At 69.0% G+C, this 15,327-nt stretch carries 13 protein-coding genes and 1 pseudogene; 4 read left to right on the top strand and 10 right to left on the bottom strand.

Going from position 1 to position 15,327, the window contains the following annotated elements:
* Positions 1-13: 13 nt before the first annotated feature.
* A complete protein-coding gene (putA, locus tag D105_RS0107695; RefSeq protein WP_018878067.1) occupies positions 14-3,715 on the top strand; it encodes a bifunctional proline dehydrogenase/L-glutamate gamma-semialdehyde dehydrogenase PutA in 3,702 nt (1,233 codons plus the stop codon).
* A gap of 131 nt (positions 3,716-3,846) precedes the next feature.
* Complete coding sequence (putP, locus tag D105_RS0107690) at positions 3,847-5,322, top strand: sodium/proline symporter PutP (protein WP_018878066.1); 1,476 nt, start codon at positions 3,847-3,849, stop codon at positions 5,320-5,322.
* Here the strand turns inward: putP and D105_RS0107685 are convergent, their stop codons facing one another.
* A complete protein-coding gene (locus D105_RS0107685; RefSeq protein WP_018878065.1) occupies positions 5,323-5,661 on the bottom strand; it encodes a GIY-YIG nuclease family protein in 339 nt (112 codons plus the stop codon).
* A 14-nt stretch (positions 5,662-5,675) separates the two neighbouring features.
* Positions 5,676-6,002 (bottom strand): DUF3634 family protein, encoded by a 327-nt coding sequence (locus D105_RS0107680; RefSeq protein WP_018865732.1) that lies wholly within the window; start codon positions 6,000-6,002, stop codon positions 5,676-5,678.
* 350 nt (positions 6,003-6,352) lie between these two features.
* Here D105_RS0107680 and D105_RS15255 point away from each other — a divergent pair, with 350 nt between their 5' ends.
* On the top strand, positions 6,353-6,799 hold the full coding sequence (locus D105_RS15255; RefSeq protein WP_231366539.1) for a hypothetical protein: 447 nt from the start codon (positions 6,353-6,355) through the stop codon (positions 6,797-6,799).
* Between the two features lie 94 nt (positions 6,800-6,893).
* Here D105_RS15255 and D105_RS0107670 read toward each other — a convergent pair.
* From D105_RS0107670 to D105_RS0107630, 8 genes and pseudogenes are all read right to left on the bottom strand, one after another.
* A pseudogene (locus D105_RS0107670) lies at positions 6,894-7,067 on the bottom strand (pirin-like C-terminal cupin domain-containing protein); the annotation flags it as partial.
* Between the two features lie 4 nt (positions 7,068-7,071).
* On the bottom strand, positions 7,072-7,410 hold the full coding sequence (locus tag D105_RS0107665; protein WP_038032830.1) for a DUF3634 family protein: 339 nt from the start codon (positions 7,408-7,410) through the stop codon (positions 7,072-7,074).
* A gap of 106 nt (positions 7,411-7,516) precedes the next feature.
* Positions 7,517-8,464 carry a nitroreductase family protein gene (locus tag D105_RS0107660; protein ID WP_018865736.1) on the bottom strand — a complete coding sequence of 316 codons (948 nt, stop codon included), beginning with the start codon at positions 8,462-8,464 and terminating at the stop codon, positions 7,517-7,519.
* A gap of 237 nt (positions 8,465-8,701) precedes the next feature.
* Positions 8,702-9,211: a hypothetical protein gene (locus tag D105_RS0107655; RefSeq protein ID WP_018878064.1), complete on the bottom strand. Its 510-nt coding sequence runs from the start codon at positions 9,209-9,211 to the stop codon at positions 8,702-8,704.
* A 317-nt stretch (positions 9,212-9,528) separates the two neighbouring features.
* The gene (locus tag D105_RS0107645) at positions 9,529-10,704 is read right to left on the bottom strand and encodes a hypothetical protein (protein WP_018878062.1); all 1,176 of its coding nucleotides are present in this window, start codon (positions 10,702-10,704) and stop codon (positions 9,529-9,531) included.
* A 45-nt stretch (positions 10,705-10,749) separates the two neighbouring features.
* Entirely contained in the window at positions 10,750-11,232 is a 483-nt protein-coding gene (locus tag D105_RS14200; RefSeq protein WP_038032819.1) for a hypothetical protein, read from the bottom strand.
* A 443-nt stretch (positions 11,233-11,675) separates the two neighbouring features.
* Positions 11,676-12,515 carry a hypothetical protein gene (locus tag D105_RS0107635; protein ID WP_018876432.1) on the bottom strand — a complete coding sequence of 280 codons (840 nt, stop codon included), beginning with the start codon at positions 12,513-12,515 and terminating at the stop codon, positions 11,676-11,678.
* Between the two features lie 2 nt (positions 12,516-12,517).
* Complete coding sequence (locus D105_RS0107630) at positions 12,518-14,629, bottom strand: molybdopterin-dependent oxidoreductase (protein ID WP_018878060.1); 2,112 nt, start codon at positions 14,627-14,629, stop codon at positions 12,518-12,520.
* A 180-nt stretch (positions 14,630-14,809) separates the two neighbouring features.
* Here D105_RS0107630 and D105_RS0107625 point away from each other — a divergent pair, with 180 nt between their 5' ends.
* Entirely contained in the window at positions 14,810-15,127 is a 318-nt protein-coding gene (locus D105_RS0107625; RefSeq protein WP_018878059.1) for a nucleotide pyrophosphohydrolase, read from the top strand.
* Positions 15,128-15,327: the final 200 nt, after the last annotated feature.

The following is a 15,327-nucleotide window of genomic DNA, read 5'->3' as shown; positions in this document are numbered from 1 at the left end:
CAGGAGCAGGCCGATGACGCAGCCCCACACCCGCCCGCACCCGACACGCGACCCGGCGTCCGATCCCCACCGCGCCCGCATCCGTGAGGCCTACACGGCCGACGAGGCGGCCGTACTGTGGGAGTTGCGCGGCGGCATCCGGATGGATGCCGAGGCCCGCGCCCGCATCGCGGCGGAGGCCGCGCGCATCGTCGAGCGGGTACGCGCCGAGACCACGCCGTCGATGATGGAGAGCTTCCTGGCCGAGTACGGCCTGTCCACCGAGGAGGGGGTCGGCCTGATGTGCCTGGCGGAGGCGCTGCTGCGGGTGCCGGATGCCGAGACCATCGACGAACTGATCCAGGACAAGATCGAGCCCTCCGACTGGGCGGCCCACCTCGGGCACTCATCGTCCCCGCTGGTGAATACCTCGACCTGGGCGCTGATGCTGACCGGCAAGGTGCTGAACGACGATCCGCAGCGCCCGGCCGCCGCCCTGCGCGGCCTGATCCGGCGTGTCGGCGAGCCGCTGGTGCGCACGGCCGTCGCGCAGTCGATGAAGCTGCTCGGTCGCCAGTTCGTGCTTGGCGAGACCATCGCCCAGGGCATGCGCAATGCCCGCGAGAGGGAACACGAGGGCTACACCTATTCCTACGACATGCTGGGCGAGGCCGCGCGCACCGATGCCGATGCCCGCCGCTATCACCAGGCCTATGCCACGGCGATCGCCGAGATCGCGAACCAGGCGCAAGGCGACGTGCGCTCCAGCCCCGGCATCTCGGTCAAGCTCTCCGCGCTGCACCCGCGCTACGAGTACACCCAGCGCGCGACGGTCATGGCGGAGCTGGTGCCGCGGGCGCAGGAGCTGGCGCGTCAGGCCGCGCGCGCCGGCATCGGGTTCAATATCGACGCCGAGGAGCAGGACCGTCTGGACCTGTCGCTGGACGTGATCGAGGCCCTGCTGGCGGACCCGGAGCTGGAGGGCTGGGACGGCTTTGGCGTGGTCGTGCAGGCCTACGGCCGCCGCGCGGCCCCGGTGATCGAGGCGCTGTATGCGCTGGCGCAGCGGCTGGACCGGCGCATCATGGTGCGTCTGGTCAAGGGCGCCTACTGGGATACCGAGATCAAGCAGGCCCAGGAGCTGGGCGTGGAACGCTTCCCGGTCTTCACCCGCAAGGTCAACACGGATGTCAGCTACATCGCCTGTGCGCAGATGCTGCTGGACCGGCGCGACCGCATTTACCCGCAGTTTGCTACCCACAATGCGCACACCTGCGCGGCGGTGCTGGCGATGGCCGGCGACGCCCGTGACGGCTTCGAATTCCAGCGCCTGCACGGCATGGGGGAATCGGTGCACGCGATCGTCAAGGCGACGGCCGGCACCCGCTGCCGCATCTACGCGCCGGTGGGGGCGCACCGCGACCTGCTGGCCTATCTGGTGCGGCGCCTGCTGGAGAATGGCGCCAACAGCTCGTTCGTCAACCAGGTGGTGGACAGCAGCATCCCGCCCGCGGAGATCGCGCGCGATCCCATCGCCGACCTGGACGCGCTGGGCGACGCCGTGGCCAACCCGACCATCCGTGACCCGGTCGATCTCTACCGGCCGCAGCGACAGAACTCGCGCGGGTACCGCTTGAACGAGCCAGCCTCCATCCTGCCGCTGCTGGCCGCGCGCGAGGCGTTCGCGCAGACCCAGTGGCAGGCCGCACCCATGCTGGTGGAAGGTCACGCGGCGCAGGGCGCGCCGCGCGTTGCGGTCTCCCCCTCCGATCCCGGTGCCGTGGTCGGCGAGGTCCGCGAGGCCACGGCGGAGGAGGTCGAACAGGCGCTGGACACGGCCCTGTCCGGGTTCGTCGACTGGTCGGCGCACCCGGTGACGGCGCGCGCCGATCTGCTGCGGGCGATCGCGGACCGCTACGAGGAACATGCCCCGGAACTGATCGCACTGGCCAACCGCGAGGCCGGGAAGACCGTCTGGGACGGCATTGCCGAGGTGCGCGAGGCGGCCGATTTCCTGCGCTACTACGCGGGCGAGGCCGAACGCCTGGGGCAGGAGGCGGAGCTGGAGCCACGCGGCGTGTTCGTCTGCATCAGTCCCTGGAATTTCCCCCTGGCGATCTTCACCGGGCAGGTCGCCGCGGCCCTGGCCATGGGCAATACCGTGGTTGCCAAACCGGCCGAGCAGACCCCGCTGATCGCCGCCCGCGCGGTGGAGCTGATGCGCGCGGCCGGTCTCCCGCAGTCGGCCCTGCAGCTGCTGCCGGGCGATGGCCCGACGGTGGGCGGGCCGCTGACCGCCGACCCGCGCATTGCCGGGGTCTGCTTTACCGGTTCCACCGAGGTTGCGCAGCGGATCCACCGTAGCCTGGCGGACAACGCCGGGCCGGATGCGGTCCTGATCGCGGAGACCGGCGGGTTGAACGCGATGATCGTGGACAGCTCGGCGCTGACCGAGCAGGCGGTGCGCGACATCCTGGCCTCCGCCTTCCAGTCCGCCGGGCAGCGCTGCTCGGCGCTGCGCATGCTCTACGTGCAGGACGAGGCCTACGACCGCCTGCTGGAGATGCTGCAGGGCGCGATGGACGCGCTGAGCATCGGCGATCCCTGGCAGCTGGCGACCGACGTCTCGCCGGTGATCGATGCCGAGGCGCAGGCGGATATCCGCGACTACCTGCGGGCGCAGGAGGAGCAGGGGCGGCTGCTGAAGTCCCTGCCGGTACCGGAGAACGGTCGCTTTGTCGCACCGTCCATCGTCCGGTTGTCCGGGATCGGCGAGCTGGAGCGCGAGGTGTTCGGGCCGGTGCTGCACGTGGCGCGCTTTCGGGCCCGCGAGCTGGATGCGGTGGTGGATGCCATCAACGCCCGCGGCTATGGTCTGACCTTCGGTCTACATACCCGCATCGACGACCGCGTGCAGCAGGTGGTGGAACGCCTGCGCGTGGGCAACCAGTACGTCAATCGCAACCAGATCGGCGCCATCGTCGGCTCGCAGCCGTTCGGCGGCGAGGGGCTCTCCGGCACCGGGCCGAAGGCGGGCGGGCCGCTGTACCTGACGCGCTTTGCCCGTCGCACGTCCATTGCCGCGGAGCGGCCGGACCCGCCGGAGGCGGGCGCGCAGGCGGAATGGGTGGCCCCGCAGCGCCTGCAACATGCCCTGGATGCCCTGGACGCGAGCGGCTGGGCCGAGCGTACCGACCGCATGCACGTACTGCGCGAGGCGCTGCCCGAGCGCACGGGGCTGCTGCGCAAGGCCCTGGCGGAGACTGCGGCCTTCGACACCAGCCCGCAGACGCTGCCGGGCCCGACCGGCGAGAGCAATCGTCTGCGCCTGTATCCCCGCGGCCCGGTGCTGTGCCTGGGGCCGGGTGCGGAGATTGCGCTGGCGCAGGCGGTGCAGGCGCTGGGGGCGGGCTGCCCGGTGATCATGCTGGCACCGGGGGCCGAGCGTGCGGCGCGCGCGCTGCGCGGGGAGGGCGTGCCGCTGGTCGGGATCGATGGCGCGCTGGAACCGGACGCGCTGGCCGCGCTGGAGGGGCTGGGGCTGGTCGCGGTGGCCGCGGCCGGCGCGAGCGACTGGACCCGAGCGCTGCGTCAGGCGCTGGCACAGCGGGACGGACCGATCATTGCGCTGGAAACCGCCCTGATCGCGCCCGAACGCTATGTGGTGGAGCGCCACCTGTGCATTGATACGACGGCCGCCGGCGGCAACGCCAGCCTGCTGGCGGCGGCCGACTGAGCAGAACGTGAGGATCACGCCGCACTGACGACGCGAGGCCGCCGGGCGGCACGGCGTCCTCTACACTTGATCGAGACGCGACCGAGTACCACAACAACAAGGGCCATCGGCCTGATACGAGGAGACGCTCCATGGAGATCAACATGCCGATGCCCACCCTGGTGACCTTTGCCGCCTATCTGGCGGCGATGTTGATCCTCGGGATTGCGGCCTACCGCACGACCACCACGCTGTCGGACTATGTGCTTGGCGGGCGCCGCCTGGGACCGGGGGTGGCCGCACTGAGTGCCGGGGCCTCGGACATGAGCGGGTGGCTGCTGCTGGGGCTGCCCGGTGCGGTCTACGTGTCCGGCCTGTCCGAGTTGTGGATCGGGGTCGGGCTGGTGGTCGGTGCGCTGCTGAACTGGCTGTTCGTGGCCGGGCGTCTGCGCCGCTTCACCGCGCTGGCGAAGGACTCCCTGACCATCCCGGACTTCCTCGAGAACCGCTTCGAGGACCGCACGCGTATCCTGCGCGTGGTCTCCGCGATCGTGATCCTGGTGTTCTTCACCCTGTATATCTCGGCCGGGCTGGTCGGGGGCGGGCTGCTGTTCCAGAGCTCGTTCGGCATGGATTACGAGACCGCCGTGTGGGTCGGCGCCATCGTGATCATCAGCTATACCTTCCTTGGCGGCTTCCTCGCGGTCAGCTGGACCGACTTCCTGCAGGGCATCCTGATGTTCCTGACGCTCCTGGTGGTGCCGATGTTCGCGGTGGTGCTGGTCGGTGGCTGGGGCAGTGTGCAGAGCGAGGTCGCCGCCGTGGATCCGACGCATGTGCAGGTGCTGCAGGGCATGACCTTCCTCGGCATGATCTCGCTGCTGGCCTGGGGGCTGGGCTATTTCGGCCAGCCGCATATCCTGGCGCGCTTCATGGCGCTGCGCTCCGAGCGCGACGTGCCGCGCGCCACGCTGATCGGCATGACCTGGATGGTCCTGGCCCTGATTGGCGCGGTGGCCACGGGCTACATGGGGATCGCCTACTTTGCCGACGCGCCGCTGGCGGACGGCGAGACCGTGCTGATCGAGCTGATCCGCGCGCTGTTCAACCCGTGGGTGGCGGGCATCCTGATGGCGGCGATCCTCGCCGCGATCATGAGCACCATCGACTCGCAGCTGATCGTCTCCGCCAGTGCGATCACCAACGACTTCTACCGCGGCATCCTGCGCACCGAGGCGGGGGCGACCGAGTTGGTGTGGATCAGCCGTGCCGCCGTACTGGGCGTGTCGCTGGTGGCCCTGCTGCTGGCGATGGCGCCGGACGCCGGGGTGCTGGACCTGGTGGCCTACGCCTGGGGCGGCTTTGGCGCGGCCTTTGGCCCGGTGATCATCCTCGCGCTGTACTGGTCGCGGATGACGCGCAACGGGGCGCTGGCCGGCATGGTGGTCGGCGCGGTTACCGTGATCCTCTGGAACCAGGCCGAGGGCGGGCTGTTCGACGTCTACGAGTTGCTGCCCGGCTTTATCTTCGCGACCGTGGCCATCGTCGTGGTGAGCCTGCTGACCGGCAAGCCTTCCGCCTCGGTGCAGGAGCAGTTCCGGCACTCGCGCCAGCAGCCGCTGGAGTAGTCACGTCGCCGAGGGCAGCCGGCAGATGCTGGCGGCGTGTGCCCAGTCGCGGGCGAGGGCCCGTTTTGCGGCGGGGCTGTAGCGCTTGATGCGCAGCTCCATGCGCAGCGCCTCGCCACGAGAGGCAAAAGGCCGCGCGGCGAGCAGCTGCCTGGGCCGGTGCATCCGGGTGAAACGGGCACCGCGGCCGCTGCCATGGGCCGCCATGCGGGCGGCCAGGCGCGGTGTCACCCCGGTGTAGATGCGCCCACCCGCGCATTCCAGCAGGTAGACGAACCAGGCCCCGGCGTGCTGGCCGGTCTCCCCGGGTGTGGGAGCGGGCGCGGGCGCGCAAGCCACGGGCACGGCTTCGGTCAGCGCCGCTTCTTGCGGCGCTTGCGGCCTACCTTGATGCGCTGCAGGGCGTGCTGCAGTTCGGATCTGGCCTCTCGGGGTATCGAGGCCGATCCGCGCAGTTGCAGCCCCTGCTGGCGGCGCACGGCGGTCAGGCGACCGTGCTGGATGCCGTAGCGGCGAACCACGTCCCGTACCGTGTGCTGGAACGACTTTGGCGGGTCGCCACGGCGGACCCGCGGCTGTCCGTCCTCGATCTCGATGCTGAAGATGATGCTGACCTGCCAGATCAGCACGGCACCGGCTGCCAGTAGCAGCGCGATCATCAGTAGCAGGGCCAGCAGCATGCAGGTGTCTCCTTCCTTTGCCCAAGCGGGCCGCGCGGTACGCGGTTTGCGGTCCTCGCGGCCGTCTGCCGCGTGCCCATAGTGTCGGTCCCGGGCCACCGGAACACCACCCCCGCCAGGGCAGCATGCCGGCAACCCGGTTCCGGCGGACCGGATCGTGCTTGCCGATCAATGCAACCCGGACGCGGGGCCGGATGGCGCACGCGGCGCGCCATGGGGCGCCCTGGCCGATCAGCGGCAGGGCCTGGCATGGTCCCTGCTTTTCCACCGGTCCGAGCCGGGACTCGCGTTCCGGAAGTGCACACTGTCCGCTACTAGCGCCGGACGGATGAAACCCGAGGAGCCGAGCCATGCTTGACGGAATCGGAGCCAGCGCCGCATTCAATCGCCCCCAATACGGGAACACACCCGGTGGTCAGGGTAATGGGCAGTCCCCTGCCCATGCCGCTGCACAGTCGACGCAGGAGGCGCGCACTGCCAGCGGGCAGGAGACCCGGGCCAACCCCGCAGACGCCCCGCATGCCCAGGGCCCGGCACAGGCGCCCGCCCTGTCCGCACCGGCCATCCAGGTGCTGGCCACGTCGAGTACAACGTCGATCACAACGGATAGCGCCCCCATGGGCGCGATGGCCCCGGCGGCGGGCCTGGCCAGCTTTGCCGGTTCGGCTGTTGCGCCGGGCGTGCAGCCGGCGTCGGTTGACGCGGCTGCCGGGTTTGGCGAGACGCTGCAACCCGACGGCACACTGGATGCTACCGATCCGGCCAATCGGGGTTCGCAGGTGGATACCGAGATCTGACCCGGACGCCCGGGTCGGCCCCGGTTCCGCTGACCTGCGCGGCGTAATCGAGAGCATCCTGTGGCGCAACTCTCGCGGGTACCGGCCCCGGTAGTCAGGGCAGCGGGATGAACTCGTGCTCGTCGCCCGGGACCTTCGGGAAGCGGCCGTCCTGCCAGTCCTGCTTGGCCTGTTCGATGCGCTCGCGGCGGCTGGAGACGAAATTCCATTCGATGTGGCGCTCGCCTACGGGGGCGCCGCCTACCAGGGCGATGGTCGAGGCCGTGGTGGTGTTATCCCGTCGCGCGCATGCCGCCGCCACCGCCACCGCCGCCGCCCGGCGGGGGTGTCCAGACGTTGCGAAAGGCCTGGTGTGTCTTCTTTGGGAGATCGCGGGAGAAACGCAGCTGCACGCCGGCGTCGGTGCGCACGGCGGTGATCCGGCCGCGCTGCAGCCGGAACTGGCGCGCGACCTCCTCGCAGCCGCGCAGGAAAGCGGTCGGCGGTTTGCCGCGCCGCACGCGGGCCGCACCATCGCGCAGTTCCACCGCAAACACCTGCCGTGCATGCCAGAGCATCAGCGCCAGGCCAAGGCCCAGCAGGGCGAACATAATGAGCAGGGTGAGCAGCATCACGAGTAATGGCGTCGGACGAAAGGTGAACGGGGGTTCAGTGTAGCGCACGCCATTCATGCCCCTGCCGCGTGTCGTTTCAAATGGGCGCGGGCGGGCGCTGCCCTCAGCGTTTCAGCATCTCGTCCAGCGGGCGTCGCGGCGTGGGGTGGGGCGTGCCGTCCGGGCGGCCGAGCGCGAACAGCAGTTGTGGCTGGCCCCCGCCCAGCAGTTCGGCCAGTTTGGGGCGCCATTCTGTCTGCTGGATCGGCTGATTCAGATAACGGGCGCAGAGCCCGTGCCGCGTGGCCTCAAGCAGTACGCGCTGCAGGGCCTGCCCGGCCGTCAGCCACTGCATCGGGCCCTCGATCCCGGTGCCCAGTGCCAGCAGTACCGGTGCGGCCCGGGCCGCGCGGGCCTCGTCCCGGGCCATTACTCGGGCGGATACCAGGTGGCGCACGCTCCAGCGGGTCAGACCACCGCTCAGGCGCCCGACTGGCAGCCCGTCGCCATGGGAGGGCGCGCGCATCCAGTGCGCCAGCTCGCGGCGCCAGGCGGGGTTCTTCCACTGCGCCGCCGTCGCCGCCCGGACCCGCTCGGCGACTTCCCCGCGGCATTCCGGGTCCGTGATCGGACGCAGCCAGGCCCCTTCCTGGCGGGCGGCCTGTACGAGGGTGGCGATGATGTCCGCGGAGGGTTGGTCCGGCCGAAAACGGCCGCGCCAGGAATGGCGCGCGCCGATCCACTCCCGCAGGGGTGCCAGCTCCTGCCGGTCCGGCCCGCTGTGGTGCCCGGTCAGCAGGCGCACGAACGGGCCGCTGCCCGCCTGTTCCGGGCGTACGTTCAGGCCCTGGCCGTCCGCGGCGGCGGCCATGCGCAGGTTCAGCACCGCGCAGCCACAGCTGATGATGCGCTCGCGCCCGGTCGGGTCGTTCACGGGCAGCGAGCGCGCCGGATCGGTCCAGACCTCGACCCCTGCGCGATCCACGCGGAACCGCCAGGGCTGGGTGTTGTGCGAAGAGGGCGCCTGCCCGGCCAGGCGCAGCCACTCGCGGATGACGGGGTCGATCTCCATGTCGCCAACATACCGCCGCCCAGCGCAGCTGGCGACTGTTGCCGGTGCAGCCGCAAGCAGATCACGACGCTGTGCCTGTCCCGCCCGGGCTGCTGGCGGTGATAGGTCGTAATTCAGGGGTTACAGCGATCAGCCGATTAGCCGTCGGTACAAGGCGAAGTCGGCATCGAGGTCGGGGTCTGTTTCATCCAGTGGCGGTGCGCATTGCCGACCCGCAGGTCAGCAAGGTTGAGTCCTTCATGATCGATCTCCGGGCGACACCGGTGCCGAGTCCCTTGAGAGTCTCGATGTGGGGGTATCCAGAGGGTTCAGCCACCAGATGGTGAACAGCAGCAGAGCGGTGGAGATGGGGTACATCGCGAGGCTCATGCCGGTGGATGGTATGACGATTGCGGCCGGGAGGCCCGCTACCAGCCCGGCCTTGATGGTCAGCGGCACTTTGCGCAACGGCCGGTTCATCAGACTGGCGCCTGTATAGAGGGCGATCCAGCCCCACAGCCCGGCGATTGCGGCAAACAGGCTCCTTGCTTCAAAGATGATCCGGGCGCGGGTGAAGTCTTCTTCGTGGATTCCCCGGTCCCGCGCCAGGTGCGAGGCATCGTCGAAGACCGAGCCGAGTCCCCACGCCGTAGAGAAATAGCCGCTGCCCAGCCAGAACAACCAGGCCAGGAACCAGAGAAAAATCACGCTGGAGACGCCCAGTAACACAAGCATGGCGGCCTTCAGGCCCAGTTTCAGGATTCTCATGGCTTACCTCTGGATGCGCTCAGGGCGTTACGAATGGGCGCCCGGAATACGAATGGGGCGCGGACCGCGTACGGCATCAGCAGCGGGAGGCCGAACACCAGCATCCGTTCGAGCTGTGGAGGTGTCCCGTCGGGCATACCCCGGACAGCCAGGAAGAACACCGGGAAAGGGGCAAGCAGGGCAAGGGCCGCGTAGAACACCCGTGTATCCGGGTGTGCGCGGGCACGGGCTCCGAGGATGATCAGGGCGAATAGGGCTGCGTAAACGAAAAGAAAAAGCAGAAACCACGTAAACAACGCTAGTGTGAACATGGGTGGTTACTCCCTGCCTTGTGGCGTGGCCGAGGCATCCGGAAGCGCGGTGTGCATCTGGATCCAGGGTGCCCCGAGACGCCCCGGGTACTCCTCCAGGAGCAGCCGGTCACCCTCGCGTACCGATCGGTAGAGCGCACCTCCGACCTTTACCCCGTATCCCCGTTGGGGGCCGTCCCATCCGTCCACGCGCAGGTAACGGCGAGTGCCTCCCCGGCTGCTCCTCATGGTGGTCTTTTCCTGCACCTCCACCACGTATTGGGCGGGTGCCGCCTGGTCGAACGCCATGTTCACTTCGCGCAGCAGGCCGTAGCTGGTCATCAAGGCACCCAGATAACCTGCCAGGGCCAGCTCGAGCAGGACCAGGTGCGTTCGTGACGTCCGGCCGAGCAGCGCAATGCTCAGCGCCATCAGCGAGCCGACCACGACGGTCGCGAGAGTGAATGCAAGCGACAGGAGACCTGTCGCACTGGCAGGGGCAGGCAGGGGCGAAAACATGATGGGGGCCAGCAGCGCCGTCCCGCCCATCAGCAGGGCCGTACTGGCACCCGCGAACAGCGCCGCCTTCCATGCAAATGGCTCCCTGCGGCCGCGTACCGCGGCGGGAACCTCCGCCTCCAGTGCCTCGGCGATCTCGCGCAAGCCCGGGACGAATGCCCGGGCGAGCACGATCGGTCTTGGTTTCTTGCGCCGCCTCGGCGATTTGACCTCCACCCAGATCCGTTCGCGCCGAACCCGGAGCTGGCGGAACCGAACATCTTGCTCTTCGCATTGTTCGAGGAGGCGCAGCATTCGTGCCTGTGTCGTGGCGCAACCCGTGAGGGCGCGGCAGAGGCTTTGCTGGTCCGTGACCAGGTAAAAGGCCCGGTCGAACGCTCGGTTTCCGGTGCGGCAGGCCACGGAGAGGCCAATGGCCGTAAAAGGGTAGTCCCACCAGCGTCGAGCCTTGACGCGAAGCTCGATATCGGGGGCCTGGTCGAAGCCGATGCGTTGCAAAGGGGCGCGACGGCTTCCGGTTTCCTGCTCGCTGTAAAGGGCGTCCTCGGGCGGGTTGCCCATTGGTGTTCCGGTGTACGGGTTGTTGAATGTCAGGGCCTGCAATTTCCAGCGGTCCTCCATCCTGTGTCGGTAGCCAATGACCGCCATTCCGATCATCGTGACCAATCCAGCCAGCATCCACATCCGCACGTCCCTTGTGGCAGTGTGTGAGCGCGAACCCGTCGGGCCCTACTCGGTGTCGCTCCGGGGTGAGCTGCCCGGGTTCCATTCCGCCTGCATCGCGAACAGATCGACCAGTGCCCGGGCATTCGGATCGTCACAGCCGTGTTGGTCGATGCGCCGCTTCACCTGGGCCTGGATGTCTTCCTGGCCGCGAAGCAGGGTCGCCGCGATCTGCTCTTGGTTGGCTTCGGGGTGCTGGTCCTCCAGCGCCATGACGGAGCGCAGGTAGACCATCTGCTGATTAGCCAGAAACGCGATCATCTGATCCTCTTCGACTTCCGTGCAGCGCATGGCGGCCGTACCGGCGGCGACGAATTGACTCAGGATGGTCAGGATCTCGGGTGGTTCATCGGCCTCAGCCGGGGCCATCAGCCCCAGCAAGAGCAACCATCCGAGCGTTGCGGCCCCGATGGTCGAAGCGCAAAGGCGGTGCGATCGCGTACACGAGGCAAGGCCCGGGCGGGCCGAATTGCGGCGGGTCTTCTTCATCGTTTCCCTCCCTGGAAACATTGCCAACACCCTTGATCGGGTGTGCCCCTAATCTAGGGAAATGCGGATTAATGTGCACGCACGCGTTGGCACCCCAGGTTTTCCGAGACAAGGCGCGTCGCGTAGCGGGTAGTGGTTCTACCCGTAAGCGGCGCAACGCAGGATCGGGGAACCTGGGGTGCCAACCCCACAAACCATTGAAAGCAGGGGCTCGGCCGCTTTTGAGCGCGCACGGCGTTGCGGCTCCTTTGTGCAGAATGACTGCACGGCAGTCACCGCGCCTTGTTCGCACGCAAAAGCGACTCGAGCGCGTGCGTGCACATTAATCCGCATTTCCCTAGATGCCCGCTGCGGGCCTGTCACCCCTTGGGTTGCCCGCGTGCTGATGGGGGGTATGGGGGCGGACAGGTTGCCCCGGCCAGGCCGGGCGCGGGCTGCCGACGCTACAGCGTGTGGCCGGTCAGGTGCTGGTAGAGGGCGAAGCCGGCGTCGCGATCCTGGCAGCGCAGGATGGCGGCGCGGCCCGGGGTGGACGGGTCCGGCTGCAGATTCACGCCGGCTGCCTCGGCGGCTCGGAAGTCGGCGTCCCGCAGTTCGATCTCGCCGAATACCGAGATGACGAAGCCGCCGGGGATCGGCGGGGGCGGGGTGAACGGTTCGCCGTCTGCCAGCGCCACCCAGGCCGGGATGAAGGCCGGGCCGTAGAAGTCAAAGAAGCCGTTGGAGCCGCGCAGGTGGGCCTCGATCGGTCGCTCGCCAATCAGCTCGATGTTGCAGATGCCGCTGTATCCGGTCAGGTTGCGCCGCACCCAGTCGGCGATCCACGGCTCAACCTCGGGCACGGCGGCGCCGATCTCCCAGTAGATCGGACGTGCGGCGTCCTTCTCGTCCGAGCCGCGGGTGTGGGCGAACCAGCGCACCTCGCCGTTCTCCACCAGGCAGTCGGTGCTGGTGTGGGCGCCCTCCAGGCGCTGGCACCAGAAGCTGCCGGGCTCGGCCGGCACCTCGCCAGCGGGCAGGGCACGCGCATCCAGCCCCATGCCGGCGAGGTTGGTGATCGGCTTCACGAACACCGTGTCCGCCGCGTCCAGCCCCAGGTCCGTGGGCGCGACCCCGCAGGGCGCGGCGGTCAGGCCCGCATCCAGGGCCAGGCGCAGCTTGTCGTAGACATGCCGATGCGCGGGGTTCAAGCGCCAGGCGGCGGCATCCGACACCGCCACCTCGCGACGCGGCTGCGGCCGGAAGAGGTGCCGGCGCTCGGGCAGAACACCAACGAAGGGCACGGTCAGCCCGCCTCCGGCAGGCGTTGCTCGTGCCCGGCGTGCAGGCGTTCCACCTCGCACAGCAGCGACTTGAACGCGGGGAAGCCGCTGATCGGGTCGAGGTTGCGGTCGTCGGTCAGCTCGTTGACGTTGGCGTGGTTCCAGCCGTGCTGGCAGTGCGCCACACCGGGCTTGATGCGGTCGGTGACCTTCGCCACGAAGGCGACCCGCCCGCGCGGCGAGCGCACCTCCACGGTGTCGCCATCAGCGATGCCGCGCGCCGCGGCATCCTCGGGGTGCAGCTCCACCAGCGGCTCCGGCATTGCCCGGCGCATGCGCTCCAGGTACTGGTGCTGCGAATGGGTAGCGTGCTTGTGGCGCGCGCCGCTGGTCAGCACCAGCGGATAGTCGCGCGCCAGCTCCGGCGTGGAAACCGGGCTCTCGGCCGGCTCACGCCAGACCGGCAGCCCGTCGTGCCCGGCCTCGCGCAGCTCGGCGGCGTCGAACTCCACCTTGCCGCTGACGGTGCGGAAGCCGTGCAGGCGGTACTGGCGGTCGCCCTCCTCGAAGCCGTGCTCGACCATGTCGTCCAGCGCCTTGGCGAACACGGTCACGCCGTCCGGGTCGTTGTATACCTGCTCGCGGATGGTCTCGGGGATGCCCGCGGCGGCCTCGGCCCAGCTCGCCTCCAGATCGCCGTTCCAGAACTGCTCCGCCATCCCCAGGCGCACGCCCAGCTCCAGGAACACCTCACCGTCGGCGCGCGCCTCGCCGCGCGGGGCCACGGCCCGGTGGCGATAGCGCAGCTCGCCGCGGAAGTTGCAGCCGGGATAGGCGATCAGCGCCGGGCGCTCCAGACTGGTGGCGGCCGGCAGCACGATGTCCGCCATGCGCGTAGCCGGGTTGTGGAAGAAGTCCGATGCAGCGAAGAAATCCAGCGCGCCCAGCGCCTCCTCCATGCGTTTTGAACTCGGCCACATCGCGGTGTTGATGCCCATCGCCAGCAGCGCGCGCACCGGCTGCGGCCGGCCGTCCAGGATCGCGTCCGGCAGCAGCATGCTCTGCGCCGCCGGCCAGTGGGCCGTCCACACCGGGAAGGTCTCGTCGCCGATGCGCGGCGGCAGGTTCTGTTTGCAGTGGTCGAACAGGTCGATCGGCTTCGGCGTGACCTTGTCGTTGAAGAAGCGGTTGCCGCCCTCGCGGTCGATGTTGCCGGTGACCGCCGCCAGCAGGGTCACCGCGCGGTGATTCTGGAAGCCGTTGGAATGCTGCACGGTGGCGGTGGGCGAGAGCATGATCTGCGCCGGGCTCCGGGTCGCGTAGAGCTCGGCGGCGCGCTGCAGGTCGGCCTCCTCGATGCCGCAGATCGCCGCCACCCGCTGCGGCGAGAATTCCGCCACGTAGTCGCGAAAGGCCTCCACACCGCTGCCCCATTCGTCGAGGAAGGCCTGGTCCTGCCAGCCGTTGGCGAAGATGAGATGGTGCATGCCCAGCGCCAGTGCGCCATCCGTGCCCGGGCGGATCTGCAGATGCACCTCGGCCTGCTCCGCCAGCGGGGTCACCCGCGGGTCCACCACCACGGTGGCGCAGCCGGGGCGTGCCGCGGCCAGCGCATGCTGATGGAACGGCGGGATGGACCCGCGCGGGTTGGTGGACCACACCAGCAGGCAGCGGGTCGCATCCGAGGCCACGGTGGAGGAGGTCTTGATCTTGGTGCCGAAGGTCACCTCCTCCGCCACCTTGGTGGCCGAGAAGCAGCAGCCGCTCTCGGTCAGGTAGTTGGGCGAGCCGAAGGCATGCGCCAGGCGCTGCAGCTGCGGCCGCGCCTCCTTGGTGTAGCCGGCGAAGAACGCGGCCGCCGGGGCACCGTGCGCGTCCCGGGTCGCGCGCAGGCGCTCGGCGATGGTGTCCAGCGCCTCGTCCCAGGAGATGCGCTCGAACTCGCCGCTGCCGCGCGGTCCGGTGCGCCGCAGCGGGTACAGCAGACGTTCGGGATGGTTGCGCCGATCCAGCTGGACGTAGCAGCGCGGACAGTCGGGGCCGTCGATCTTCACCGGCTCGCCAGCGTTGTCCAGGGTCACGTCGATCGCGCAGTTGGCGTCGCACTCGTAACAGGTACTTTTTACACTCGCCATCGGGCGATGTTCCTTGTTCCGCGGGCAGTCCCGGTTGCTGAAGGCCGATTATGCCGGTAGCCGGCGAGCACTCGTGAACAACGCCTGGAATCGCGGGGCCACCGCTGTATGGGGCGGTACGCCTGGCGTTGGTTGAGGGTACGATGCGACCCGGGCGGCGATCGATATCAAGGGGGCGCGATGAAAGGGGAATCGGACGGCGCACAGGGGCTGGAGGAACTCGCCCGGCAACTGGAGTCGTTCGTCGAGGCGCGCGACCGGGTACGGTTCAATTCGCCCAAGAACCTTTCCATGGCACTGGCGGGCGAGGTCGGCGAACTGATCGAACACTTCCAGTGGCTGACTCAGGAACAGTCCAGCCACCTGTCCGCCGAGACCCACGAGGCGGCGCGCCAGGAGATCGCGGACGTCCAGATCTACCTCCTGTTGCTGGCCCGAAAGCTCGATATCGATCTGCTGCAGGCGGCCCGCGACAGGCTGCAGACCAGTCCCCGCTAATACCCGAATCGGTAGTGCTATCCCCCCAGCCGGGATGATGAGCTGTCCCGGGCCGCAGCCAGCTTTGGCAGGGGCTTCGCCTGCGAGCAGGCTCCCACAAAGGGGTGGGGCATGCTTTTTGTCTTTCGCGGGATGGGGCCAAGGGGTTTCGCGGGGGTGGGTGGGGCTATGCTCGGGGTGGGTACAGGCATCCGGACAGG

This window comes from Thioalkalivibrio sp. ALE28 (assembly GCF_000377425.1).
Lineage (GTDB): Bacteria > Pseudomonadota > Gammaproteobacteria > Ectothiorhodospirales > Ectothiorhodospiraceae > Thioalkalivibrio.
This window is presented reverse-complemented; position numbering and strand designations above follow the sequence as displayed.